The organism is Streptomyces sp. NPDC038135 (assembly GCF_055601245.1).
The window spans coordinates 107,956-130,812 of the sequence record NZ_JBVJXS010000001.1; the positions used below are offsets into that span (position 1 = coordinate 107,956).

General features: G+C 71.4%; 22 protein-coding genes and 1 tRNA gene. 13 read left to right on the forward strand and 10 right to left on the reverse strand.

Features of this window, described 5'->3' with window-relative positions:
• Positions 1–66 precede the first annotated feature (66 nt).
• Both ACZ7JA_RS00515 and ACZ7JA_RS00520 read left to right on the forward strand, forming a co-directional pair.
• Positions 67–933, forward strand: coding sequence for a hypothetical protein (locus ACZ7JA_RS00515; protein WP_470806673.1), 867 nt, complete (start codon positions 67–69; stop codon positions 931–933).
• A 104-nt stretch (positions 934–1,037) separates the two neighbouring features.
• A tRNA-OTHER gene (locus tag ACZ7JA_RS00520) sits at positions 1,038–1,134 on the forward strand.
• Between the two features lie 337 nt (positions 1,135–1,471).
• Here the strand turns inward: ACZ7JA_RS00520 and ACZ7JA_RS00525 are convergent.
• A complete protein-coding gene (locus ACZ7JA_RS00525; protein ID WP_470806675.1) occupies positions 1,472–1,990 on the reverse strand; it encodes a DUF3761 domain-containing protein in 519 nt (172 codons plus the stop codon).
• A 670-nt stretch (positions 1,991–2,660) separates the two neighbouring features.
• A complete protein-coding gene (locus ACZ7JA_RS00530; protein ID WP_470806677.1) occupies positions 2,661–3,890 on the reverse strand; it encodes an HNH endonuclease in 1,230 nt (409 codons plus the stop codon).
• A 161-nt stretch (positions 3,891–4,051) separates the two neighbouring features.
• On the opposite strand from ACZ7JA_RS00530, the gene ACZ7JA_RS00535 reads away from it, so the two are divergent.
• Positions 4,052–4,777, forward strand: coding sequence for a hypothetical protein (locus tag ACZ7JA_RS00535; RefSeq protein ID WP_470806678.1), 726 nt, complete (start codon positions 4,052–4,054; stop codon positions 4,775–4,777).
• Positions 4,778–4,889: 112 nt separating this feature from the next.
• Here the strand turns inward: ACZ7JA_RS00535 and ACZ7JA_RS00540 are convergent, their stop codons facing one another.
• From ACZ7JA_RS00540 to ku, 4 genes are all read right to left on the reverse strand, one after another.
• Positions 4,890–5,243 carry a VOC family protein gene (locus ACZ7JA_RS00540; protein WP_470806680.1) on the reverse strand — a complete coding sequence of 118 codons (354 nt, stop codon included), beginning with the start codon at positions 5,241–5,243 and terminating at the stop codon, positions 4,890–4,892.
• A gap of 202 nt (positions 5,244–5,445) precedes the next feature.
• Complete coding sequence (locus tag ACZ7JA_RS00545; protein WP_351662826.1) at positions 5,446–5,697, reverse strand: hypothetical protein; 252 nt, start codon at positions 5,695–5,697, stop codon at positions 5,446–5,448.
• A gap of 137 nt (positions 5,698–5,834) precedes the next feature.
• The gene (locus tag ACZ7JA_RS00550; protein WP_470806682.1) at positions 5,835–6,902 is read right to left on the reverse strand and encodes a hypothetical protein; all 1,068 of its coding nucleotides are present in this window, start codon (positions 6,900–6,902) and stop codon (positions 5,835–5,837) included.
• A 95-nt stretch (positions 6,903–6,997) separates the two neighbouring features.
• Complete coding sequence (gene ku / locus ACZ7JA_RS00555; RefSeq protein ID WP_470806683.1) at positions 6,998–8,152, reverse strand: non-homologous end joining protein Ku; 1,155 nt, start codon at positions 8,150–8,152, stop codon at positions 6,998–7,000.
• Positions 8,153–8,231: 79 nt separating this feature from the next.
• Here ku and ligD point away from each other — a divergent pair, with 79 nt between their 5' ends.
• On the forward strand, positions 8,232–9,113 hold the full coding sequence (gene ligD / locus ACZ7JA_RS00560; protein ID WP_470806685.1) for a non-homologous end-joining DNA ligase: 882 nt from the start codon (positions 8,232–8,234) through the stop codon (positions 9,111–9,113).
• Positions 9,114–9,142: 29 nt separating this feature from the next.
• On the opposite strand, the gene ACZ7JA_RS00565 is transcribed toward ligD, so the two are convergent.
• Positions 9,143–9,946: a nuclease-related domain-containing protein gene (locus ACZ7JA_RS00565; protein WP_470807122.1), complete on the reverse strand. Its 804-nt coding sequence runs from the start codon at positions 9,944–9,946 to the stop codon at positions 9,143–9,145.
• 487 nt (positions 9,947–10,433) lie between these two features.
• Here ACZ7JA_RS00565 and ACZ7JA_RS00570 point away from each other — a divergent pair, with 487 nt between their 5' ends.
• From ACZ7JA_RS00570 to ACZ7JA_RS00590, 5 genes are all read left to right on the forward strand, one after another.
• Positions 10,434–11,198, forward strand: a complete 765-nt coding sequence (locus ACZ7JA_RS00570; RefSeq protein ID WP_470806686.1) for a hypothetical protein — start codon at positions 10,434–10,436, stop codon at positions 11,196–11,198.
• Positions 11,195–12,436 (forward strand): HAMP domain-containing sensor histidine kinase, encoded by a 1,242-nt coding sequence (locus ACZ7JA_RS00575; RefSeq protein ID WP_351662811.1) that lies wholly within the window; start codon positions 11,195–11,197, stop codon positions 12,434–12,436. The genes ACZ7JA_RS00570 and ACZ7JA_RS00575 overlap by 4 nt, the downstream gene beginning before the upstream one ends.
• A 375-nt stretch (positions 12,437–12,811) precedes the next feature.
• Complete coding sequence (locus ACZ7JA_RS00580) at positions 12,812–14,173, forward strand: FtsW/RodA/SpoVE family cell cycle protein (protein WP_351662808.1); 1,362 nt, start codon at positions 12,812–12,814, stop codon at positions 14,171–14,173.
• Between the two features lie 52 nt (positions 14,174–14,225).
• Entirely contained in the window at positions 14,226–15,683 is a 1,458-nt protein-coding gene (locus ACZ7JA_RS00585; RefSeq protein WP_389446309.1) for a penicillin-binding transpeptidase domain-containing protein, read from the forward strand.
• Between the two features lie 44 nt (positions 15,684–15,727).
• Positions 15,728–16,213, forward strand: coding sequence for a DUF3291 domain-containing protein (locus ACZ7JA_RS00590; protein WP_450744437.1), 486 nt, complete (start codon positions 15,728–15,730; stop codon positions 16,211–16,213).
• On the opposite strand, the gene ACZ7JA_RS00595 is transcribed toward ACZ7JA_RS00590, so the two are convergent.
• The gene (locus tag ACZ7JA_RS00595) at positions 16,197–17,036 is read right to left on the reverse strand and encodes a hypothetical protein (protein ID WP_470806688.1); all 840 of its coding nucleotides are present in this window, start codon (positions 17,034–17,036) and stop codon (positions 16,197–16,199) included. The two genes, ACZ7JA_RS00590 and ACZ7JA_RS00595, sit on opposite strands and share 17 nt — an antisense overlap.
• 36 nt (positions 17,037–17,072) lie before the next feature.
• On the reverse strand, positions 17,073–18,182 hold the full coding sequence (locus ACZ7JA_RS00600; protein WP_470806689.1) for a ferritin-like domain-containing protein: 1,110 nt from the start codon (positions 18,180–18,182) through the stop codon (positions 17,073–17,075).
• A gap of 121 nt (positions 18,183–18,303) precedes the next feature.
• On the opposite strand from ACZ7JA_RS00600, the gene ACZ7JA_RS00605 reads away from it, so the two are divergent.
• The 4 genes from ACZ7JA_RS00605 (at position 18,304) to ACZ7JA_RS00620 (ending at position 21,553) form a co-directional block, all read left to right on the forward strand.
• Complete coding sequence (locus tag ACZ7JA_RS00605; protein WP_351662794.1) at positions 18,304–19,242, forward strand: AurF N-oxygenase family protein; 939 nt, start codon at positions 18,304–18,306, stop codon at positions 19,240–19,242.
• 152 nt (positions 19,243–19,394) lie between these two features.
• Complete coding sequence (locus tag ACZ7JA_RS00610; RefSeq protein ID WP_351662791.1) at positions 19,395–20,048, forward strand: TetR/AcrR family transcriptional regulator; 654 nt, start codon at positions 19,395–19,397, stop codon at positions 20,046–20,048.
• An 11-nt stretch (positions 20,049–20,059) separates the two neighbouring features.
• Positions 20,060–20,362 (forward strand): hypothetical protein, encoded by a 303-nt coding sequence (locus tag ACZ7JA_RS00615; protein WP_351662789.1) that lies wholly within the window; start codon positions 20,060–20,062, stop codon positions 20,360–20,362.
• A gap of 111 nt (positions 20,363–20,473) precedes the next feature.
• A complete protein-coding gene (locus tag ACZ7JA_RS00620; protein ID WP_351662786.1) occupies positions 20,474–21,553 on the forward strand; it encodes a C40 family peptidase in 1,080 nt (359 codons plus the stop codon).
• Positions 21,554–21,600: 47 nt separating this feature from the next.
• Here the strand turns inward: ACZ7JA_RS00620 and ACZ7JA_RS00625 are convergent, their stop codons facing one another.
• Positions 21,601–22,854 (reverse strand): styrene monooxygenase/indole monooxygenase family protein, encoded by a 1,254-nt coding sequence (locus ACZ7JA_RS00625; RefSeq protein ID WP_351662783.1) that lies wholly within the window; start codon positions 22,852–22,854, stop codon positions 21,601–21,603.
• Between the last annotated feature and the right edge of the window lie 3 nt (positions 22,855–22,857).

Consider the following 22,857-nt stretch of genomic DNA (forward strand, 5'->3'; position numbering starts at 1 on the left):
CGGCATCGCTTCTGCATGTCATTACCCCGTCGCTCTCAACTGGGCTCCGCAGTAGGCTCTCGCTCCATGACCGCCAGTCCACGGCCTCCCTTCTCCGTACGTGCAGGCCTCACTGCCGTCGTCGACGAGACACCGTCCGAGGGGGTGCCTTCCTATCTCCTTCGGCCGCTGCAGCGATGGGTAGGGGATGAACTCGATGCCATAGAGCTATTTGTCGGGGCCCGCGATGATGCTGCCGAAACGCTGTGTCTACGGCTACGCCTGGAGACTTCTGGACATCCGAAAGCTGTTGACCGACTGGTGTCAGCAACCGACATCGACTTGCTGGACGTAGTGGACGCTCTGCTCGCCTGCCGAGTCGAATACAAGATGGACAACTGGGCGAGTTCCCCTTCCACTCTCGACAAGATCCTTAATGACGCTGGCTCGGCGTACCGCGTCAACCACGGATGCGACGGACTGGAAGTCCGTATCCACCCTTCCGTACGCCACGCCGTGCGCAGCAGCATCAAGGACGCCGCCGCCACGCCTCTTGCCGGCTCCGCCAGCGATCACCTCGCGACAGCCTGGCAGGCCGCTTACGGACTCCACCCTGACCCGGTGCGGGCTTACAGTGAGGCGATCAAAGCCGTGGAGTCCGCCGCACATGTCGTGATCCAGCCCAACCACACGAAGGCGACCCTGGGCACGATGCTCGGCGAGATAAGGAATGCTCGTCACAAATTCACCACCGCCATTCCGGCGCCTCCAAGCACGGATCCGATCTTCGCGACCGAGGCCATGATGAGCGCCCTATGGGGTGGACAGACCTCCCGCCACGGAGGACAAACCACCACCACGCCCGAAACACTGGAGGCCGCTCGGGCGGGCGTACACCTGGCAGCCACCCTCGTCCAGTGGTTCACCTCCGGGGCCGTTACCCGCACTTCCTGACTCAACCAGGTGTGTTAGGCCTGGCCGCCTCGCATCGTTGCCAGCGCCGACCGTTTGGGCCTGCTAACCGCAGTAGTTCGTGGACCATCTGTGGACAAGGACATGCCCCCTGGTCGCATAAGCGCGCGTGACCTGCACGTACGTCCGGGCCTGAAGCGGCCTCCGGAGCCGTGTGCGCAGGTTCGAATCCTGCCGGGGGCACCCAGCATGAGGTGCCCAAAGACCCCGTCACCAGCGAAAACGCTGAGGCCGGGGTCTTCGCGTATGCACCGCAAGTACGCCACCCTCCGTGTGTGGGGTCTCCGGGTGAAGGAGGGACCGCGCCTCGAGGCTTTGTCGCTCAAGGCACTCCGACTGCGACGGCCGATGCCTTGAACGGCAAGCCTTGGGCGCATCACCACACCCGTCACCCCGTCCCTGTGGGCGCTTCAGCACGAGGTGTGCGCCGGATGTCCCGAGGCGGTCAGACCGGCCCCGGAGTAGGGATTACCGGTCCCGCGCTCACACCAGCAGTCGGAGCATCGTCCCGAGGCGTCGGCTACCGGTAGAAGACAGCCACGCCGCCGTGATGTGAGCAGGCTCCCTGATGGTGGGCGGCGTACGAATACGTGCCGTCGTTGCACAGAGCCGTCGCGCCGCCGCCGGCGGAACTGGTGCCGCCCGAGGAGCTGGACCCGCCGCTGTACGACGAGCCACCAGACGACGAGCTGCTGCCCGTTCCCGCCCCTGCCGCAGCGGCGTGTGCGGTGACGGTCACCTTCACCTTGACCGTCTTCGTCTTCGTCACTGTCGGCGCAGGCTTCGGCTTCGCGGTCTCCGTCGCCGTGGCTGTCGCGGTGACCGTGGCCGTGGCCGTCGGGCGCGCCTTGTGGTCGGCCACGGTCTTCGTCGCGTTCGGGTTCTCGTCGTCGGCACCGGCGCTGCCCACGCCGAGGATGAACGCCAGACCCAGGGCGGGCAGTACGAAGCGCTTCCTGGCCCACTTGGGTGCGGGACGAGCGGTCGGAGGTACGGGCGGAGGCTGAAACGGCGGCGGTTGAGGCTGGTAGTAGCTCACGGGACCCCCCAGGGTTAAGTACGTGAGGGGTGAAACTAACTTCGCTGCAACCTCAGATGTGAGGGATCAGTGAAGAAGGTGACCTAGTTGTGACATCGCTGCCTCCGGTTGTTCGCGGATGTCCCGCTGGCCACCACCCCGCATCCGCAAGCCGTCGCCTCGCCACTTGGTCTACTCCGATTGGGATGGCTGGGCAGGCGGCCGGGAGGCGTGGAGCTCGCACGCGAGCGCTCGTCCGCCCCGGCGTCAGCCCTCCGGTGGTGCGTGAGCCGGGGCGCATGACTCCACGTGCGCTGGAACGTTCGACGTCAGGTCGTTCTCCGTCGCCTGGACCGCCACCTCTGGTCGCTGACCGGGAACGTGGTCGTCCACGACCGGCTTGCCCAGAGCCGCTGCGATGTGCCCCTGGACCACCTTGCGCCCCCCTCGACAAAGGCGTCGAAGTCGTCGGCCCCCATCAGTCATGGGTCCGATAGGTATGTCCTGATGCGCTGTTCGACGCCCTCCGGGCTTGTCTCGGCAGCCTTGGCGAGCCACTGCAGGTGCCCGGAGAGCGCCTGGCCGCCGATCAGGCGGTTGGTGCGCGCTGTCAGCGGTGTCTTGTTGATGATGGTGCTGTAAACGGAGCGCTCATACCCGCTTCCCCGGTGCCAGGCCTGGGGAAGATGCGTCAGGCGGTGGCATTTCCGAAGACGTTGACGGTGCACAGATTGCGGTGATAGCCGATGTGCGCCTCGTCTATCGGATGCCTGGAGTCGCGACGGAGCGGGCGGGGTTCTCTGTTGCCTCTTGTCTCCCTGACCAGGCCATCGGGGTCGACATAGATCTCCAAGCCGTCGAAGAGGACGTGGCAGTTGGCGCACAGGCACAGGAGGTTCTGCAGTTCGTCGGGGCCGTGGTGGGGGCCGCCCAGGCCTCTTATGTGCGCAGCCTCGCTGTACGGGCGGTTGAGGTAGCGGAGCGCCGTGTCGCAGATCTGACACCGGTCGCGCTCGAGTTCCTTGACCTTCCTGGCCAGTGCTTCGTCGCGGACGATGACGGAGCGGACCGTGTCACGGCGCGAGGCGGGGCCGATCGACCGCTCGTACTCGTCCGTGCCGGCCCTGCTGCTCGCGTCCACCCACGAGGTCAACAGACCGCTGGCTGTGGTGTATCCGCCCAGGCCAATGCGCTCGAACAGGGCCCGGCGGTCTACGTCCTCGAGATAGGTGTCGCAGATAGTGGCGATGGCATCGAGGCGGATTACCGGGTCCCGGAGTAGATCAGTGGCCTCTTCCGTCAGACCAGCCTGCGGGTGGTGTGCATCGAGGATGCTCTTCTTGGGCATTTCCTTGCCAGACTCGGCCGGCACGCCTTGGACCTCCCACAGCCCGCTGCCTCGGAGATGCCAGAAGGGGTACTCCGGGGTGGCTTTCGCGTTGGGAAGGCCGAACTCGACCAGAAGGGGACCCACTCCGTCTCGGAACTCGGGCCACGGGGTCATCCGAGGCCACTCGTCGGCCGCGCGGGCAACTGCCCACAGGAGGCTCAACGGCTGGTGTCGGCTGGGGGCTGGGTTTCCTGGGCCGCGGGAAACCCGGAGTGTCCGGAGGCGCTCCAACAGAGCTGCCCGGTTCCGGGATGTCTCTCCGGTCTCCACCACGAAGCCGAGCTCGCGCAGGCGTCGCGCCACCGTGGCCGCGCCGCCGCTGAAGTCCTTCGCGCGCAGGAAGTCGCCGGTGGCATGCCCGTGGGCGACGCCGGCTATCGCCTTCGAGTCGTAACGAAGTCCGTCCAGGACCAGCTCGTACGACTTGGCCCGCCTGAAGCCGTAGAGCTGGAGGAAGTTGTCCCGGCCGAGACGGCGGGCCTCCTCGGTCGCCGCGACCACGTCTTCGTAGTTGATGTCGCCAAGCCCCATGGCGCGCAGACTAGTCGGACAGTACGACAAGACACATGCGCGGTGAGCGACGTCCTGACGCGCCGTGGACTGCCACAAGCGCTCGCCGAGGCGGCGAGGTGCTTCTACAACCCGAACGGCGTCCGGTGAGTCTCTTCTCCTGACGGGGTCTGGAGGCGCAGATGGCTCAGCGCGAAGTCGGGTTGAGTGACGGTCTGGGCGCGGGTGGCTCTGCCGGTGGGTGGAGTGCGCTCGCGGGTGTCGTGGCCATCGTGGTGTGGATGGCCTTCGGGCCGTTCGGGTCCTTGTGGGTCTATGGTCTCGGCTGGGCGGTGGCGCTGGCCGCGGTGGACGGTGTCTTGAAGCTGTTGCTCCGCCGGGGCTGGGCCGTTCCTTCGCCGGCCTCTCTGGTGGCTGGGGTGCTGCGGCTCGGGCCGGAGGCCTGGCTCGTGGCGCCCCGCTGGGCCAGGGTGCGGCTGGCCGCCGGGGGTTTTCTGGTGTGCGTCGCTGTTGCCGGCGTCGCGGGGTGGGATGCCGCTCAGGAGTATCAGGTGGTGGCGGATCTCCGGAACCAGGGCCAGCGGACCGACGCCACCGTGGTCGAGGTCTCGGGGCGGTCGGAGGAGGGCTGGGCGACTTCCGCGATCGTGCGCTTCGCCACGCCTTCGGGTTCGGTGCGCGCGGACGTCGATGTGGAGGCCGGCTCGGCGGACGCCGTGACGCCCGGAGGGCAGATCGCTGTCGTCTACGACCCGGCGCACCCCGCCGAGGTTCGCAGCGTTGCGTACCTCGACGGACGCGATGCCGACGGAGCGCGGCAAGCGGCGATCGTGTTCGGCGTGCTCGCTGCGGGTTGTCTGGTGGGGGCCACCAGGGAGGTGCTCCTAGCTAGGGAGCGGACGGAATGAGGCGGAATGAGGGCAGGACTCGGGCCAGCAGGGCCGGCTCTCGTCTACCGCAGTTCCCTCTGCGGGCGGTGGGGCGGGCCGGCAGTACGTCGCCAGCGGCGTGACGGCGGGGTCAGGCGGGCTGCCACAGTTCGATGCGGTTGCCCTCGGGGTCGGTGACCCAGCCGAAGCGGCCGACGCCTTCCATGTCCTGCGTCTCCTCGGACACATCCGCTCCCCTGGTCCGCAGTTGAGCGAGCATGGCGTCCAGGTCGCGGACCCGGAAGTTGAGCATCGTCCGCTGGGCGGGAGAGCCGAAGTAGTCGGTCCCGTGCTCGAACGTCGCGAACACCGTTGGGCCCGCTTCCTGTCGCCACAGGCCGTTCTCGTCCGCGTCCAGGCCCAGGCAGTCGCGGTACCACGCGGACAATGCCGTCGGGTCGGTGGCCCGCAGAAAGTAGCCGCCGATTCCAAGCACACGTTCCATGGCGTCATCTTGTCAGGGATCGCCCGTTGCGGACGGGGACATCGGGGCGGCGGGACGCCAACTCAAAGGCCCCGGACCGGTGATGGTGCGGGGCCTTTGGTGTCCACCTTGAGATGAGAGTCTCTGCCACAGATTTGGTGGAGTGGGCGTCGGCTTCGTCGGCCAGGTGCCCGGACCTATTCGGGTGTGCTTGGAGGTGGTCTTACCAGCCTCCGCAGTCGGAGCCGATGTCGGTGAACTGGGCGCCCGGGCTGCCCTCGCCGTTGATGAAGTTGCCGAGCACGCCGTTGCCGACGCCCACCTCGCCGAGGATGTCGATGTTCAGGTCGTGGGACTTGCAACCGCCGCCGTGACCGCCTCCTCCCATGGGCAGGGCGGTGGCGGGGGCGGCTCCCATGAAGCCGACGCCACCGATGAGGGCGGCCGCGGCAACGGCCGTTCGGAGCTTGCGCATGTGTCGTCCTCCTTCGAAATCGGAAGAGCGCACCGTCGGATGATCCACTCGGTGCTCGTTTCGAAGCTAGATCGACTTTCCGCGCGGCGCTCATCGGGAAAGCCATCCGGGGGGTGCGGTCCCTCGCTCGGCCGCGGTCACCGGCCCTGCAGGGACTCCTCGTCGTCGTTGGTGGCGTACGGGTGGACGGGGCTCTCGGCGTCGAAGGGGACGAACCAGTTCTCCACTCCGGGCGGGGCGTGGTCCAGGGGGTCGTGGGCCGGGTCCTCGTCGAGGGTGTCGGCGAGGTTCTCGAAGGCCGTGGTGACCTCGTCGGTGAGGAGGTCGTAGAGGTCGGCCGTGACCTCCGCCTGGGTGAGCAGGACCCTCAGCAGGATGTCCTCGGCCACGCAGTGGGGGCCGGTGAAGTGGGGCTGGGTGAGGCGTGCCGTCAGGGTGACCGCCGTGACGGTGAGGCGGCGGGCGAAGAGGACGGTGTACTCGTCGGCGTGCTGCGAGGGCAGGTCGTCCAGGAGCATGAAGGTCGCGTCGCTCTCGGCCACCGTGGGGCCGTCCTCCTCCAGGCCGGCCAGGTCGGTGAAGAGTTCGTCCACCAGGAGGTCGATGGCGAAGACGAGCGCGCCGGCGGCGATCTCGGCCGCCTCGCGGGACACCGTGCGCTCGTCCTCGTCGTCGCAGAAGCCGAAGCGGTCGAGGGGGAAGGCCTCCAGGGCGGGGGCCAGGGTGCGGAGCCTGGTGCGCATGGCGTCGACCTCGGCCTGGTCGAGGCGGCCCTGAGCGGGTGCCGGTTCGGCCGCGGCGTGGCGGCGGGCGCGTTCCGCCGGGTCGGCCGGCGGGGCGTCGGGGCCGTCGGCGGCGTCGAGGCTCTCCTGCAGGAGCGCGGAGTTCAGTTCCACCGCGCAGCGGGTGATCTGCCAGTCGGCGAGCGGTTCGGTGCGCTCCAGGAGTTCTGCCACGACCTCGCGCGCGGCGTCCTCCGCGAACTCCAGTGCCGGAGCGTCCACGAAGAGTTTGAGCAGGGCGCCTCCGGGATGGGCGGCTATGACGTCGTCCATCAGCTCGATCTCCATGCCGTCCGGTCCCTCGACCGCTTCGAGCGAGTCGAACCCCTTCCGCAGCAGGAAGATCACGCCCTCCCGCTGCAGCGTGTCGAGTTCCGGAGCGCCCTTGGCAGGGGCCATGGTCACGGTCACCACGTAAGTCACGCCCACATCGTGCCCGAGTCGTCCCACATCAGGGGAGGGAATACCGGTCCATTCCCTGCCCGGGCCCGCTCCGGCCCTGCGGGGCGGCCCCGCCGTCAGGCCGAGCGCCGGCGGGAGGCCGCCTTCTTCGCCGGGGTCTTCTTCGCCGTCTGTTTGGCGGAAGTGGCCGATTTGGACGTCGAGTTGGAGGTGGACTTGGAGGTGGACTTGGACGTGGACCGCGAGGTGGACCTGGACGTGGATCCGGTGGTGGCGTCGGCCTCGGAGCCGGACGTCGTTCTCGCCGGTGTGGTCTTCTTCTCGCTCCGGGTGGTTCTCGCCGTCGACTTCTTCGAGGCCGCCGTCTTCTTGGCGGGGGCCTTCTTCGCCGTCGTGGCGGTGGACTTCTTGCCGCCCGTCTCCTTGGGGGCGGAGCGGCGCCGGGCGAGGGAGCTGACCTCGGCCTCCTCCGTCCCCTCGGCGGGCGTGCGCCCGCCCCGGGACTCGCGGGCCGCGCGGACGCTGTTCTCCAGGGCCGCCATCAGGTCCAGCACCTTGCCGCCCTCAGCGGGCTCGGGGGCCTCGGGCGGGGCCTCGCCCGCCGCCTTTGCCGCGATGACCTCCTCCAGCGCCTCCCGGTACTCGTCGTGCAGCTCCTCCAGGTCGACCTCGCCGAGGGTGTCCATCAGGGCGTCCGCGAGGTCGAGTTCCTTGTCCCGGACGGTGACGTCGCCGTCCGGCGCCACGCCTTCGGGGGCGCGCACCTCGTCCGGCCAGAGCAGTCCGTGCATGACGATGGCGTCACCCACCACGCGCAGCATCCCCAGGCGTTCCCGGCCGCGCAGGGCGTACTTGGCGACGGCCACCTTGTCGCTGCGCTTGAGAGCCTCGCGCAGCAGGGTGTACGGCTTGGCGGCGGGGGCTCCGCTCGCGGCCAGGTAGTACGGCGTGTCCATCTGGAGCGGGTCGATCCGGTCGGCCGGCACGAAGGCGACGATCTCGATGGTCTTGGCGGTCGGGATCGGCAGGTGGGACAGGTCCTCGTCGGAGATCGGGATGATCGTGCCGTCGGCGTCCTCGTACGCCTTGCCGATCTCCGCCTGGTCGACCTCGCGGTCCTCCAGCTCGCACACCTTGCGGTAGCGGATGCGGCCGCTGTCCTCGGTGTGGATCTGGCGGAAGGAGATCGAGTGGCTCTCGGTGGCGTTCACCAGCTTGATCGGGATGCTGACAAGTCCGAACGAGATGGCTCCGTTCCAGATGGATCGCACGGGCCGCGGCCTCCGTTCCGATCGGGCGTCGTGTGTGCTGTACGGCGATATGGGGGCGCTTGTCTGGGATTGTCATCCTATGACGCCAATCACAGAGGTGGAGGGCCGCCGGGTCGCGCTCAGCAACCTGGACAAGGTGCTGTATCCGGCGACCGGCTTCACCAAGGGTGAGCTGCTGCACTACTACGCGACCGTCGCCGACGTGATGCTGCCGCATCTGCGGGACCGGGCGGTGTCCCTGCTGCGCTATCCGGACGGGCCGGAGGGGCAGGTGTTCTTCACCAAGAACGTTCCGCCGGGTACCCCCGACTGGGTCATGACCGCCGAGGTGCCCCGGTCGGAGGGACCGGCGCGGATGGTGGTGGTGCGGGATCTGCCGAGCCTGGTGTGGGCGGCGAACCTGGTCGCCGAGTTCCATACGCACCAGTGGCTGGTGCAGTCGCCCGAGGAGGCCGACCGGCTGGTCCTCGACCTGGATCCCGGGGCGCCGGCGACGATCGTCCAGTGCTGCGAGGTCGCGCTGTGGCTGCGGGAGCGGCTGGCGGCGGACGGGATCGAGGCGTACGCGAAGACGGCCGGGTCGAAGGGGCTGCATCTGCTGGCCGCGGTGCGCGGGGGGTCGCCGGAGCGGACCAGTGAGTACGCGAAGGCGCTGGCGGTGGAGGCGGAGCGGGCGATGCCGCGCCTGGTGGTGCACCGGATGACGAAGAGCCTGCGGCCGGGGAAGGTGTTCGTGGACTGGAGCCAGAACGCGGGGCGCAAGACGACGGCGGCGCCGTACACCGTGCGGGCGCGGTCCGTTCCGCTGGTCTCGGCGCCGGTGACGTGGGCGGAGGTGGAGGGGTGCCGGCGGGCGGAGGAGCTGGAGTTCCTGGCGGGGGACGTGGTGGGGCGGGTGCGGGAGTCCGGGGATCTGATGGACGGACTGGTGGCGGGGCGGGGGGCCGGGCAGTTGCCCTGACCGAGCCCCGGGGGGATCGAGGTGCCCGGCTACAGCCTCGCCCATGTCCTCCTGTCGCGGGCCATCGCGTGCAGGGCCTCGGCGTCCGCCGGCTTCAGTAGGGCGCCGAGGCGGGCCAGGGTCGGCAGGTCGGCGGTGCGCAGGACGCGGACGCCTCGGGGTGGGGTGGGGGTGCGTATCTCGGCGGGGTCCAGGAGGACCAGGAGGGGGTGGACCTCGGCGGTCAGGGCGTAGGAGGCGCGGTCGGCGCCGGCGCGGAGGCGGCGCAGGACGGGCTCGGGGTCGTGGCGGCCCAGGGTGATCATCGGGTCGGTGACCAGGACCCGCTGCTTGCGCGCGTACAGGGCGTGTACGGCGAAGAGGCCGCCGGGGCCGATGAGCAGGTGGTGGATGCGGTCGCCGCCGGGGAGCGGGAGCGAGTGCAGGACGTGCCAGCCTGCCCCTTCCAGGCCGTCCAGGGCCTCGCCGGTGGTCTGCTCGGCGGCGAGGGCGCGGCGGCGCGGGTCGGGGCGGAGGCGGTGGGCGGGGCCGGGATCGCGGTCCAGGGCGACCAGCAGGGCCTCGCCGGGGCGGTTGGGGGCGAGGTCGTCGTCGGGGTGGAGGGTGAGCCGGGCCAGTTCGGCGGGGGTGGGCACCGGGGGCGGGCCCACGGTCACCGGGCCGGTCAGGAACGGTTTGAGGGCGTCCAGCACCTCGGCCTCGCGGCCCGCCGCGACCAGGTTCACGCGGCCGGTGTCACGGTCGTACCAGGCGACGCTCGATCCGTCCGGTCCGCACACGTACAGGCGTTCGTGACCCTGCTGCCGGGCCGGCACCACGCGCACTCCGTTCAAGCCGCCCATGCCGCCCTCGATGCCCATGCCGCTCGTGCCGCTCATGCGTGCATCACCCCCTGACCATGGGAACAGGCGGGCGCGGCGACGGCAAGAACAAGGCCGGCCTCGGAGGGCGAGGCGCGGGCGGGATCGCGGCGGGGCGGGTCGGGAGGGTCGCGGTGTTGGGCGGGGCCGGGGAGCGGCCGGCGGTCGCCGGGCGGGGTCGAGGAGCGACGGCGGCCTGCCGACAGGCGGGGCCGGGGAGGGCCGCAGCGCCGGTCGGGGCCGAGGAGCGACGGCGGCCAACAGGCGGGGCCGAGGAGCGACGGCGGCCGACAGGCGAGGTCGGGGAGCGACGGCGGCCGACAGGCGGAGCCGAGGAGCGACGGCGGCCGACTGGAGGGTTCAGGTACGCAAAAAGGACTTTCCTACGAGTTGCGCATAGGGTGTAGCGGCCTCGGCCGTCGCCGCCGACCTCACCGTCCCCCGAAGCACCAGGAGCCCCGTGTCCGTCCGCAGGCCAGCCTCTCGCGCCGCCCGCGCCGCGGCCGTCGCCGCCCTCCTGTCGGTGGCGGTCGCGGGCTGCGGGGACCGGGGCGGACTCGAGAACGCCGGGACGACGCCGACCGCGATCAGCCCGGCGCGGCTCTGGCCGGATCTGCGGCCGGCGTCCAGCCCGGCGTACCCGTACGCCGTGGCCACCCGGGAGACCGTCAAGGGCATCACGGTGCCCGGTGACGACATCCGGAAGGTCGACCCGGTGGACGTCGTACGGGCGGAGATCGCCGCGCACCCGGACGACTACGGGTCGAAGGGGGCGTACCACGCCACCGTGGACCGGGTGCGCGAGTGCGAGCCGGGCGGGGTGCGGGCGCGGTGTCCGCTGCTCAGGGCGTACCACCGGGACCTGACCGGGGACGGCCGGGACGAGATGACGCTCGGCTTCCGGCTGTACCCGACCAACCAGACGGCGGTGCGGGTCTACACGGTCGAGAAGCACCGGCTGGTGCAGGTGCTGGCCGACAACGACGCGATCATCGGCGTGGAACTGGCCGGCCGGGCCCTGATCGAGCGCTCGCCGGCCGGGATCGCGGGGTACGAGTACCGGACCACCTGGACGTGGGATCCGGACCGGCGCGCCATGGTGTTCTCCCGGGACGAGTTCCTGCGCACCGGCAGGGCTCCGGACGGCCGCCGGCCGAGCCCGTCGGCTTCCGCGTCGGCGGCGCCCGGGCCGGCGTCCCCCGGCGCTTCCGCGAGCGGGTCATGAGGATCGCGCTGCCCCGGTGGGCCGGGGCGCTGGCGGTGAAGGCGGCCGTGTTCATCACGGTGATGAGCTGTGCGCTGGCCGCGCTGCTCGGGGTGCTGGTGCATGTGTCGGTCACCAACCAGACGGTCGGCCGCGCCCGTGACCTGGCGCTGTCCCGGCTGGACGACGCCACGGCGGCGTACGAGGCCGGGGACGCGCTGCTGCCGGGTGCGGGGCTGGATCCGCGGGGGCTGCCGGGACGGCTGCGGGCGCTGGCGGTGGCCGGGAAGCGCGGCACGATGGTCTCCTCGCACCTGGGGCGGCCGACGATGTGGGCGGCGGGCCCGGCCGACGGTCACCGGGCGCTCGCGGTGGAGGTCGACTACTCGCAGCAGGCCCGTACGATCGCCGGGCTCGACCAGTCCATCCTGTGGTCGTCGGCGCTGGCGATCGGGGCGACGGTGCTGGTCGGCGCGTTCGCCGTGACCCGGGTGACGCGGCGGCTGAACGGCACCGCGCGGGTGGCACGGCGGATCAGCGCGGGCGATCTGGACGCCCGGGTGAACGACCCGCGGACCAAGGATCCGACCCGGCCGCAGGACGAGGTGGCCGTGGTGGCCGCCGCGCTGGACTCCATGGCGTCGTCGCTGCAGAGCAAGCTGCTGAGCGAGCAGCGGTTCACCGCGGACGTGGCGCACGAGCTGCGCACCCCGCTGACCGGGCTGCACGCGGCGGCCGAGCTGCTGCCACCGGGGCGTCCGACGGAGCTGGTCCGGGACCGGGTGGCGGCGCTGCGGACGCTCACCGAGGACCTGCTGGAGATCTCCCGCCTGGACACCCGGCGGGAGCGTCGCGAGCTGGAGTTCCAGGAGCTGGGCGCGCTGGCCGGGCGGGTGGTGCGGGCCTCGGGGACGGACACCGAGGTGCGGATCGTCCGGGACGCCCGGGTGGAGACGGACCGGCGGCGCCTGGAGCGGGTGCTGGGCAACCTGGTGGCCAACGCGCACAAGCACGGACGGGCGCCGGTGGTGCTGACGGTGGACGGCCCGGTGGTGACGGTGCGGGACCACGGGGACGGCTATCCGGAGTACCTGGTCGCGCACGGCCCGCAGCGGTTCCGCACCGAGGGCGGCGCCACGGGCCACGGACTGGGGCTCACGATCGCGGCCGGGCAGGCGGAGGTGCTGGGCGCCCGCCTGACGTTCGGCAACGCCGACGACGGGGGCGCGGTGGCGAGGCTGACGCTGCCGGAGACGTGAGGTCGGCGGGGGCCCGCAAAAGGTGTGAGGCCGACGGGCGCCGCGGGGGCGCGGGGCATAGTCAGGCTGCACCCGCCGGAGGTGTGAGGCCGGTGGGCGCCAGAGGCCTGAGAGGCATCCGCCGGGCTCAACCCGCCGGAGCTGAGAGGCCGACAGACGGCCAAGGGCGGATCTCCGCAGCCGGCGAAACCCACGTAGCCATGGCGTCCGCGCCACAGAGCCGCTGATGCCCGGCCCAGGCCCCTGGGCGCTCCACCGCGCCCCAAGCCCCACACCCCTGGGTGCTCCACCGCGCCCCCGGGCCCACTCCCCCGGGCGTTCCGCCGCGCGGGGAGTCTGCCCGGTCGGGGTGTCCTGTTTGGGTAAGTTCCGGACATGACCAAGGCCGGAACCGCCGTCGCCGAGCCGCGGGCACCCGCGCCCGGCGCACGCCTGCCCCGGCGCCGTGGCGTCGAGCTGGCGCTGATCCTGCTGGCCGTCCTGCTGTCCGTGTACGGCTACTGCGCGGTCGGGCTGGCCCGGAGCGGCACCGTTCCGCCGGGGGCCGCCGGCTACGGCGCCGGGCTCGGCGTGCTCGCCCTGTTCGCGCACTTCGTGGTCCGCAAGCGGGCGCCGTACGCCGATCCGCTCCCGCTGCCCATCGGTGTGCTGCTGAACGGTCTCGGGCTGGTGCTGATCTACCGGCTGGACCTGGAGACGCCGGGCGACCGGGCGGCGCCGGCCCAGCTGGTGTGGTCGACGCTCGGGGTGGGGCTGTTCATCCTGGTCGTGCTGATGCTGCGCGACCACCGGGTGCTGCAGCGCTACTCCTATGTGTGCGTGGTCGCCGCCCTCGTCGCGCTGCTGCTGCCGATCCTCTTCCCCGCGGTGAACGGCGCGCGCATCTGGATCAGGATCGGCGGGTTCTCCATCCAGCCGGGCGAGTTCGCGAAGGTGCTGCTCGCGGTGTTCTTCGCCGCCTATCTGGCCGCCAACCGCAACGCGCTCGCCTACACGGGCCGGCGGCTGTGGCGGCTGCAGTTCCCGACCGGGCGGGTGCTCGGCCCGATCGTGGCGATCTGGCTGCTGAGCGTCGGCGTGCTGATCCTGGAGCGGGACCTCGGTACGTCGCTGCTCTTCTTCGGTCTGTTCGTCGTCCTGCTGTACGTCGCCACCGGCCGCACCGGCTGGATCGCGGTGGGCCTGCTGCTGGCGGTGCTCGGCGCGGTCGCCGTCGGCCGGCTGGAACCGCACGTGGGCGGCCGGATCGAGGACTGGCTGCACCCGTTCGCCACCATCGAGGCCGGGCAGGGGCCCAACCAGCTCTCGCAGTCCCTGTTCGCCTTCGCGGCGGGCGGGGTCCTGGGCACCGGTCTGGGGCTCGGCCACTCCGTGCTGATCGGCTTCGCCACCAAGTCGGACTTCATCCTGGCGACCGCCGGGGAGGAGCTGGGCCTGGCCGGCCTCGCGGCGATCTTCCTGCTGTACGCGTTGCTCGTGGAGCGCGGCTACCGGGCCGGTCTCGCCCTGCGCGAGCCGTTCGGGCGGCTCCTCGCGGTCGGGCTGGCCTCGATCCTGGCGCTGCAGGTGTTCGTGATCGCGGGCGGGGTCACCGGGCTGATCCCGCTGACCGGCATGGCGATGCCGTTCCTCGCCCAGGGCGGCTCCTCCGTCGTCACCAACTGGGCGATCGTGGCGCTGCTGATCCGGGTCAGCGACTCGGCCCGCAGCCAGTACGACGGCCGGGAGGCGTCGTGACCGCACACGAGGGGCGGAGGGCGCGGTGACCGAGTACGGCGGTGCGCCGGCCATGACCAGGTACATCCGGCACGCCTCCGCGTTCGGCGTCCTGCTGCTGGTGGCGCTGCTCGTCAACGCCGCCCGGGTGCAGGTGTTCCAGGCCGGCGCTTACGAGACGAATCCGGCCAACCGCCGTGCCACGATCGCCCGTTACCAGCAGCCGCGCGGCGACATCCTGGTCGGCGGCGAGCCGGTCACCGGTTCCAACGACACCGGCGAGCAACTGCGTTACGAACGCACGTACCGCGACGGCCCACTGTACGCCCCGGTCACCGGGCACGCCTCGCAGCTCTACGGCACCACGTTCCTGGAGGACGCGGAGGACGGGGTGCTCTCCGGCTCCGACCCGATGCTGGCGCCGCTGCCGCTGTGGAACGACGTGACACGGGGCGCCACTCCGGGCGGCGACGTCGTCACCACGATCAACCGCGCCGCGCAGCGGGCCGCGTACGACGGGCTGCACGGGCGCAAGGGAGCGGTGGCCGCGATCGAGCCGGCCACGGGGCGGGTCCTGGCGCTGGTGTCGACGCCCTCGTACGACCCCGCCGAGCTGTCCGGCAACAGCGAGGCGGCGGCCTCGGCGTGGGCCCGGCTCAACCACGACCCGGAGAAGCCGATGCTCAACCGGGCGGTGCGGCAGACGTATCCGCCGGGGTCGACGTTCAAGGTGGTCACCGCGGCGGCGGCGCTGGACGCGGGGGTGGTCAGGGACCTGGACGCGCTCACCCGCTCCCCCGACCCCTACCGGCTGCCCGGCACCAGGACCCGGCTGACCAACGAGGGCGACGGCTGCAAGGACGCCTCGCTGCGGGAGGCGTTCAAGTGGTCGTGCAACACGGTGTTCGCCAAGCTGGGCGTGGACGTCGGGGTGGCGGGCATGTCGGCCACGGCGCAGGCGTTCGGCTTCAACGACACCCGGCTGCGGGTGCCCTTCGCCGTCTCCCCCAGCACCTTCGACACCCGTGTGGACAAGGCGCAGCTCGCGCTGTCCTCGATCGGGCAGTACAACACCCGGGCGACTCCACTGCAGATGGCGATGGTGGCGGCGGCCGTGGCCGACGGCGGGCGGCTGCGGACGCCGTATCTGGTGGAGTCGACCACCCGCCGGGGCGGTGAGTCCCTCTCGGGCGGCGGGATGCGGCCGGACCGTCAGGTGATGCGCCCGTCGACGGCCGCGCGGCTGAAGGAGCTGATGACGGATGTGGTCCGGGACGGCACCGGCACCAACGCGGCCATCCCCGGCGCCACGGTCGGCGGCAAGACGGGCACCGCCCAGCACGGCCTCGGCAACGCCGGTGTGCCGTACGCCTGGTTCGTCTCCTGGGCGCAGGCCGACGACGACCTGGAACCGAAGGTCGCGGTGGCGGTGGTGGTGGAGAACGCCTCGGCGGACCGGGGCGAGATCAGCGGCGGCGGGGACGCGGCGCCGATCGCGAAGGACGTGATGCGCGCGGTTCTCGGCCTGTGAGACGGGGGTACCGAAAGCGCCGCCGGCCGACCTAACGTCCGGTCATGACGGATCCGGAGCCCGTGCACCATCTCGCCCAGGTGAACATCGCCCGCCTCAAGTATCCCTTGGATTCACCGCAGTTGAAGGACTTCGTCGACGGTCTCGACCCGGTGAACGCCGTGGCGGACGCGTCGGACGGTTTCGTCTGGCGGCTGCAGAGCGACTCCGGCAACGCCACCGACATCGCCTTCCTCGGCGACGCCTGGCTGATCGTCAACATGTCGGTCTGGCGGGACGCCGACGCGCTCACCGCGTTCATGTACCGGGGCCGGCACCGGGAGCTGCTGGCGCGGCGCCGTGAGTGGTTCGAGCGTCCCGGGGACGCGGTGACCGCGCTGTGGTGGGTGCCGGCGGGGCACCGGCCCGACGTCGCCGAGGCGGAGGAGCGGCTGCTGCACCTGAGGGCGCACGGCCCGACGCCGTACGCCTTCACGCTGCGGAACTCGTTCCCCGCACAGGAAGGGAGCGAGGTCAGCCGATCGGCCTGATCATCTCGGAGCGGACCTTCAGGGTGTTGCGTGCGGCGGTGTCGAGGTCGATGCGGGCGGAGTCCTTCCGCCGCAGGTCGACCTCGCCCACCACGGCCGCCGTGTTGCCGTCCGCCCAGGTGCAGACCGGGTAGGTGATCGTGACGAGGGCCTGCTTCTGGGTGAGCACCTCGCAGGAGACGGTGACGTCGGAGCCCGCCGGGGTGACGTCCCGCGCGGGCTCGGCGACCGTCACGCCGTCGGTCTCGGCGGCGCCCTTGAGCATGCCGCTGCGGACGTCCGCCTCGTTCTTGAACCGGCCGTACATGCCGGAGACCAGCAGCATGCCCTTGGTGTCGTCGCCGCCCGGGCTGTAGCGGCCGACCACGGCGCTGATGTCCTTGGCGTCCCAGGCGCCGTCGGCCTCGTCCTCGACCTTCTGCCCCTCGGTGCTGGAGAGGTCCTCGGCGAGTTCGTACTTCTCGTCGAGCAGCTTGTGGGGCAGGGACAGCTCGTTCTCGGCGGCGGGGAAGCCGGTCTCGAGCACCGCGCCGACGCCGACGGAGCCGAGCACGACCAGGCCTATGACGCCGCCCACGATGCCCAGCGCCAGACCGGGCCCGCGCTTCTTCGGGGGCGGGCCCATCGGCGGCACGCCCCAGCCGGGGTAGGGCTGCTGGGGGTGGGGCTGCGGAGGGTAGGGCTGCCCTTGCGGGTACGGGGAGCCGTACGGACCGGGGGCCGGCGGAGCCTGCTGGCCGTAGGGGCCCGGGGGCTGTTGCCCGTAGGGGCCCGGAGGCTGCTGGCCGTACGGGTGCTGCGGCTGCTGAGGGGGTGGAGGCATGGACACGCCAGAACCGTACTGCACAGGGGGTGGGGCTCAGTCCTCGGCCGCCCCCGACTCGATCGCCTCCTCCACCTCGGCGACCCGCTCCCGCTCCTCGGCCGCGAAGCGCTCGGCGTCCAGCCGCTCGGCGATCTCCTCGTCCTGCGCCATCAGCAGGTCCAGGCTCGAATCGCCCAACTCCAGGACGCCCATGTCCACATAGGCCTGCTGGAGCCGCCTGCCCCACAGGCCGATGTCCTTCACACAGGGCACGATGCGGCTGAACAGCAGCTTGCGGAAGAGCCGGAGGAACTCGGACTCCTCGCTGAACCGCTCGGCCTCGGCGCGCGGGATGCCGAAGTTCTCCAGCACCTCGACGCCGCGCAGCCGGTCCCGCATGAGGTGGCAGCCCTCGATGACGAACTCCTCGCGTTCGCGCAGTTCGGCGTCGGTGAGCTGCTGGTAATAGTCCCGCAGGGCCATGCGGCCGAAGGCCACGTGCCGGGCCTCGTCCTGCATGACGTAGGCGAGGATCTGCCGGGGCAGCGGCTTGTTCGTGGTGTCCCGGATCATGCCGAAGGCGGCGAGCGCCAGCCCCTCGATCAGCACCTGCATACCGAGGTAGGGCATGTCCCAGCGGCTGTCGCGGAGGGTGTCGCCGAGCAGGGACTGCAGGTTGTCGTCGATCGGGTAGAGCATCCCGATCTTCTCGTGCAGGAAGCGGCCGTAGATCTCGGCGTGCCGGGCCTCGTCCATGGTCTGGGTCGCCGAGTAGAACTTGGCGTCCAGGTCGGGCACGGACTCCACGATCCGGGCGGCGCAGATCATCGCGCCCTGCTCGCCGTGCAGGAACTGGCTGAACTGCCAGGAGGCGTAGTGCCTGCGCAGTTCGCCCTTGTCCCGCTCGGTGAGACCGGCCCAGTGCCGGGTGCCGTAGAGGGACATCGCCTCGTCGGGGGTGCCGAGCGGGTCGTACGGGTCGACCTCCAGCTCCCAGTCGATGCGCCGCTGCCCGTCCCACTGCTTGTCCTTGCCCTTCTGGTACAGGGCGAGCAGGCGGTCGCGGCCCTGGTCGTACTCCCAGCTGAACCTGGCCGCCCCGCGCGCGGGCACCTGCCAGGGGGAGTCTCCCGGCTCGTCGGTGTACAGGTCATGCGTCGGCATACTTCGCAGGCTCACACGTAGACGCCGAGTCAACAAGTCATGCGCGGGGGATTGACGGGCTTGCTGACAGGCAGTCTCATAAGAAGCGGAACGTACCCCCGGGTAACGAGGTGAGGGAGCCATGACGACCCTGACGGAAGCGGACGCGCTGGACGGACTGCGCGACGCGCTCGGCCTGCTCAAGGACCGCGAACAGGTGGCCGAACGGCTGCTCGTCTCTTCCGCCAAGCACTCCTTCGACCCGGACAAGGAGCTGGACTGGGACGCGCCCTTCGAGGAGGGCAAGTGGTTCTGGCCGCCGGAGCTCGTCTCGCTGTACGGCACGCCGATGTGGGAGCGGATGAGCGAGGAGCAGCGGATCCTGCTCTCCCAGCATGAGGCCGCGGCGCTGGCCTCGCTCGGCATCTGGTTCGAGCTGATCCTGATGCAGCTCCTCGTCCGGCACATCTACGACAAGGCGGCGACGAGCGCGCACGTGCGGTACGCCCTCACCGAGATCGAGGACGAGTGCCGGCACTCGAAGATGTTCGCGCGGCTGATCTCGCACGGCGGCACCCCCTGGTACCCGGTGAGCCGGGTCCACCAGAACCTGGGCAGGCTGTTCAAGACCATATCCACCACGCCCGGCTCCTTCACGGCCACGCTGCTCGGCGAGGAGGTGCTGGACTGGATGCAGCGGCTGACCTTCCCGGACGAGCGGGTGCAGCCGCTGATCCGCGGCGTCACGCGCATTCACGTGGTGGAGGAGGCCCGTCATGTGCGGTACGCGCGTGAGGAGCTGCGGCGCCAGATGCTGACGGCGCCGAAGTGGTCGCAGGAGTTCACCCGGGTCACGTCCGGCGAGTTCGCGCGGGTGTTCTCGGTGGCGTTCATCAACCCCGACGTCTACACGAACGTGGGACTGGACAAGCGGGAGGCGATGGCGCAGGTGAAGGCGAGCGGGCACCGCCGGGAGGTCATGCAGACCGGCGCCAAGCGGCTCACGGACTTCCTCGACGACATCGGCGTCCTGCGGGGTGTGGGCCGGCGGCTGTGGAAGTCGTCGGGGCTCCTGGCCTAGCCCGAGGCCGACCACGAAGCGGCTGTGGAAGTCGTCGGGGCGCTTGGCCCAGGCCCTGCCCGGGCGGTTCGCACCACTGACGCGGGGTGCGGGCACGGTCGGGTGTGGCCGTGCCTGCGCGGCTTCTTCACGGTCCGATTACGCTTCTTGGCATGACCCCGCAGGCCGCCACCCCCGCCTACCGTCGTCTCAGTGTCGAGGAGCGGCGCAGCCAGCTCCTCGACGCCGCTCTCTCGCTCTTCGCGCACCGCGCGCCGGAGGACGTGTCGCTGGACGACGTGGCCGAGGCGGCCGGGGTCTCCCGTCCGCTGGTGTACCGGTACTTCCCCGGCGGCAAGCAGCAGCTCTACGAGGCCGCGCTCAGGTCGGCCGGCGAGGAGCTCCAGCAGTGCTTCGACGAGCCCCGGCTCGGCCCCCTGCTGCCCCGCCTGTCCCGCGCGCTCGACCGCTACCTGGCCTTCGTGGACCAGCACGACACCGGCTTCAGCGCGCTGCTGCAGGGCGGCAGCGTGGTGGAGACCTCCCGGACGACGGCCATCGTGGACGGCGTACGGCGGGCCGCGGCCGACCACATCTACAGCCACCTCGGCGTCCGCGCGCCGGGGCCGCGCCTGCGCATGACGGTCCGGACGTGGATCACGGCTGTGGAGGCCGCCTCGCTGATCTGGCTGGACGAGGGGAAGCAGCCGCCGGTCGAGGAGCTGCGGGACTGGCTGGTCGAGCAGTTCGTGGCGGTCCTGACCGTGACCGCGGGGCGTGATCCGCAGACGGCGGACGTGGTCGGCGCGTTCGCCGAGGAAGGCTGAGGGCCGGACCGGTGAAGAGTGAGGACACCCCGTTCGAGGGCGGCCCCCTGGACGGGCGCGTGCTGCCGGTGCTGCTGGGCCTGACCGGCCATCCCCCGAAGACGTACCGCGTTCCGGTGCCGGACGCGGCCGGCGGCCCGCCCCTCGTGCACGTCTATCGGCGCGTGCCGAGGGGGCACAGCAAACGGCTCGGTCTGGTCCGGGGCTGGAAGTACCGCTACGACCCGGAGGGCGGGCCCGGCGAGGGGCTCAGGTGGCCTTGGTCCAAGCCGGGCGGTGCTCCGTCCCGCAAGCCGGGTGACACGACCGGGTGAGAGCGTGGGGCCGTCCGGCCCACAATCGGCACACAAGCCCATGAACACGTCTGAATATCACCGTGCGGATGCGGACGGAGGGACCGTCCGCCCCGTACCGGAGGTGAAGACGTGTCAGCAGTACTCCTGCGCCTGGCCTGTACGGCGGCGGTGGCGGCCCAGGCCGTCCTCGCGCCCGTGCCCGCGGTGGCCGAACCAGCGCCGCCGCGGTCCGTCTCCCAGCTCCTGACGGACCTTCAGGCGCTGTACCGGCAGACCGAGGAGGCCACCGAGTCGTACAACGCCACCGCGGAGCGGCTGAAGCGGCAGCGCGCCGAGGTGACCCGGCTCGACGGCGAACTCACCCGCGCCCGGCTCGCGCTGCAGGGCGGCAGGAGGGACGCCGGGCGCCTGGCCCGGCAGCAGTACCAGAACAGCAGCGACCTCTCCCCCTACCTCCGTCTGCTGCTCGCCCGCGACCCGCAGCACGCGCTGGACGAGGGCCATGTCATCGGCCGGCTCTCCCGCGAGCGCGCCGAGACGGTGGACCGCCTCACCGGCGCCGAGCGGAAGCGGGACGCGCTGGCCAGGGCGGCCCGCAAGGCACTGGACGAGCAGCTCACCCTCACCGGGAAGCAGCGCAGGCAGCGCGACGCCGTCACGGCCAGGCTCGGCGACGTCGAGCGGCTCCTCGCCTCGCTGACCCCGGAGCAGCTCGCCGCGGTGGCGGCGCTGGAGCGGACCGGGGTCGGCGAGGCCCAGCAGCGCCTCACGGCCTCCGGCGCCCTCGGCGACGACAAGCCGCCGTCCGGCGAAGGAGACCGGGCCGTCCGCTACGCGCTGTCCCAGGTCGGCAAGCCGTACCAGTGGGGAGCGCAGGGCCCGGCGTCGTACGACTGCTCGGGGCTCACCTCGCAGGCGTGGGGGCACGCCGGCACCCCCATCCCGCGCACCAGCCAGGAGCAGTGGGCCCGGCTGCCGAAGGTCCCGCTGAACCGGCTGCGCCCGGGCGACCTGGTGGTGTACTTCCCCGGGGCGACGCACGTGGCGCTGTACGTCGGGGGCGGCCGGGTGGTCCAGGCGCCGAGACCCGGCGAGCGGGTCGAGGTCACCCCGCTGGCGTCCGCCCCGGTCCTCGGCGCCGTACGCCCGGACGACCCCCCGCGCGGCGTCCCGCCGGAGGCGGGCAGCCGGCCTGCGGCGCCGAGGTGAGGAGCGTCTCGGCGCCGGTGCGGCCGGGGCCGCCCGGGCCCGGCCCGTCAGGCTCCGGCGACCGAGGCCAGGTAGGCGTTCGTCTTCTCCGGGTCGTAGAAGAAGTTCTCGAAGTCGGCCGGGTCGTTGAAGGCGTTCGCGAACCGGTCGGCGACGGGCTGGAGCTGGCCGGCCGCGCCGATGAGGTTCAGGACGTGCTCCGGCGGCGGCGCCAGCATGGCGTTGGTCCACTTGGTGACGTGCTGGGCCGTGGCCCAGTACCGGTCGAAGGTGGCCCGCATCCAGTCCTCGTCGAACGGCTTGTCGCCCTGCTCGAGGATCGACGCGAGGTACGCGGCGGCGCACTTGGACGCGGAGTTGGACCCCTGCCCGGTGATCGGGTCGTTGGCCACGACCACGTCGGCGACGCCCAGGACCAGCCCGCCCGAGGGCAGCCGTCCGATGGGGTTGCGCACGGTCGGGGCGTAGCGGCCGGCCAGGGTGCCGCCCGCGTCCGTCAGCTCGACCTTCGTCGCCCGCGCGTACTCCCAGGGCGTGAACTTCTCCATGAGCTCGAGGGTCAGGGAGAGGTGCTCGGCGGGGTCCTTGACGCCGTTGAAGACGTCCAGCGGGCCGCCGGGGACGCCTTCCCAGAACAGGATGTCGGCGCGGCCCGAGGTGGTGTAGGTCGGCATGATGAACAGCTCGCCGACCCCGGGGACGAGGTTGCAGCGGACCGCGTCGAAGTCCGGGTGCTCCGGGCGCGGGCCGAGCCCGTGCACGTAGGCCACCGCGAGGGCGCGCTGCGGCTCGCTGTACGGGGAGCGCTCGGGGTCGCGGCTGAACATCGACACCAGCTCGCCCTTGCCGGCGGAGACGAGCACGAGGTCGTAGGCGCGGGAGAAGTAGTCGAGGTCGCCGACGGCCGCGCCGTGGATGACGAGCTGGCCGCCGCGCTGGGCGAACGTCTCCATCCAGCCGGCCATCTTCACCCGCTGGTCGACGGACTGGGCGAAGCCGTTCAGCCTGCCCACCCAGTCGATCGCGCGCTGGGAGGGGCCCGGGTCGAAGGAGCCGGGGGCCGCGACCGAGACGCCGAGACCCTCGATCTTCGGGGCCTGGGACTCCCAGAAGTTGAGCTGGAGGTCGCGCTCGTGCCCCAGGGCCGTGTCGAACATGCACTGCGTCGACATGACCCGGCCGGAGCGGATCTCGTCCGCGGTCCGGTTCGACATCAGGGTGACCTCGTAGCCGTGCGACTGCAGGCCGAGGGCGAGCTGGAGTCCGGACTGGCCGGCTCCGACGACGAGTATCTTCCGCATGCG

What these genes read in the sequence shown, in the direction of transcription:
- ACZ7JA_RS00515 (WP_470806673.1), top strand. Translation starts at nt 67, where the DNA reads ATGACCGCCAGTCCACGGCCTCCCTTCTCCGTACGTGCAGGCCTCACT.
- ACZ7JA_RS00530 (WP_470806677.1), bottom strand. Translation starts at nt 3,890, where the DNA reads ATGGGGCTTGGCGACATCAACTACGAAGACGTGGTCGCGGCGACCGAG.
- ACZ7JA_RS00535 (WP_470806678.1), top strand. Translation starts at nt 4,052, where the DNA reads ATGGCTCAGCGCGAAGTCGGGTTGAGTGACGGTCTGGGCGCGGGTGGC.
- ACZ7JA_RS00540 (WP_470806680.1), bottom strand. Translation starts at nt 5,243, where the DNA reads ATGGAACGTGTGCTTGGAATCGGCGGCTACTTTCTGCGGGCCACCGAC.
- ACZ7JA_RS00545 (WP_351662826.1), bottom strand. Translation starts at nt 5,697, where the DNA reads ATGCGCAAGCTCCGAACGGCCGTTGCCGCGGCCGCCCTCATCGGTGGC.
- ligD (WP_470806685.1), top strand. Translation starts at nt 8,232, where the DNA reads ATGACGCCAATCACAGAGGTGGAGGGCCGCCGGGTCGCGCTCAGCAAC.
- ACZ7JA_RS00575 (WP_351662811.1), top strand. Translation starts at nt 11,195, where the DNA reads ATGAGGATCGCGCTGCCCCGGTGGGCCGGGGCGCTGGCGGTGAAGGCG.
- ACZ7JA_RS00580 (WP_351662808.1), top strand. Translation starts at nt 12,812, where the DNA reads ATGACCAAGGCCGGAACCGCCGTCGCCGAGCCGCGGGCACCCGCGCCC.
- ACZ7JA_RS00585 (WP_389446309.1), top strand. Translation starts at nt 14,226, where the DNA reads ATGACCAGGTACATCCGGCACGCCTCCGCGTTCGGCGTCCTGCTGCTG.
- ACZ7JA_RS00590 (WP_450744437.1), top strand. Translation starts at nt 15,728, where the DNA reads ATGACGGATCCGGAGCCCGTGCACCATCTCGCCCAGGTGAACATCGCC.
- ACZ7JA_RS00595 (WP_470806688.1), bottom strand. Translation starts at nt 17,036, where the DNA reads ATGCCTCCACCCCCTCAGCAGCCGCAGCACCCGTACGGCCAGCAGCCT.
- ACZ7JA_RS00600 (WP_470806689.1), bottom strand. Translation starts at nt 18,182, where the DNA reads ATGCCGACGCATGACCTGTACACCGACGAGCCGGGAGACTCCCCCTGG.
- ACZ7JA_RS00605 (WP_351662794.1), top strand. Translation starts at nt 18,304, where the DNA reads ATGACGACCCTGACGGAAGCGGACGCGCTGGACGGACTGCGCGACGCG.
- ACZ7JA_RS00610 (WP_351662791.1), top strand. Translation starts at nt 19,395, where the DNA reads ATGACCCCGCAGGCCGCCACCCCCGCCTACCGTCGTCTCAGTGTCGAG.
- ACZ7JA_RS00625 (WP_351662783.1), bottom strand. Translation starts at nt 22,854, where the DNA reads ATGCGGAAGATACTCGTCGTCGGAGCCGGCCAGTCCGGACTCCAGCTC.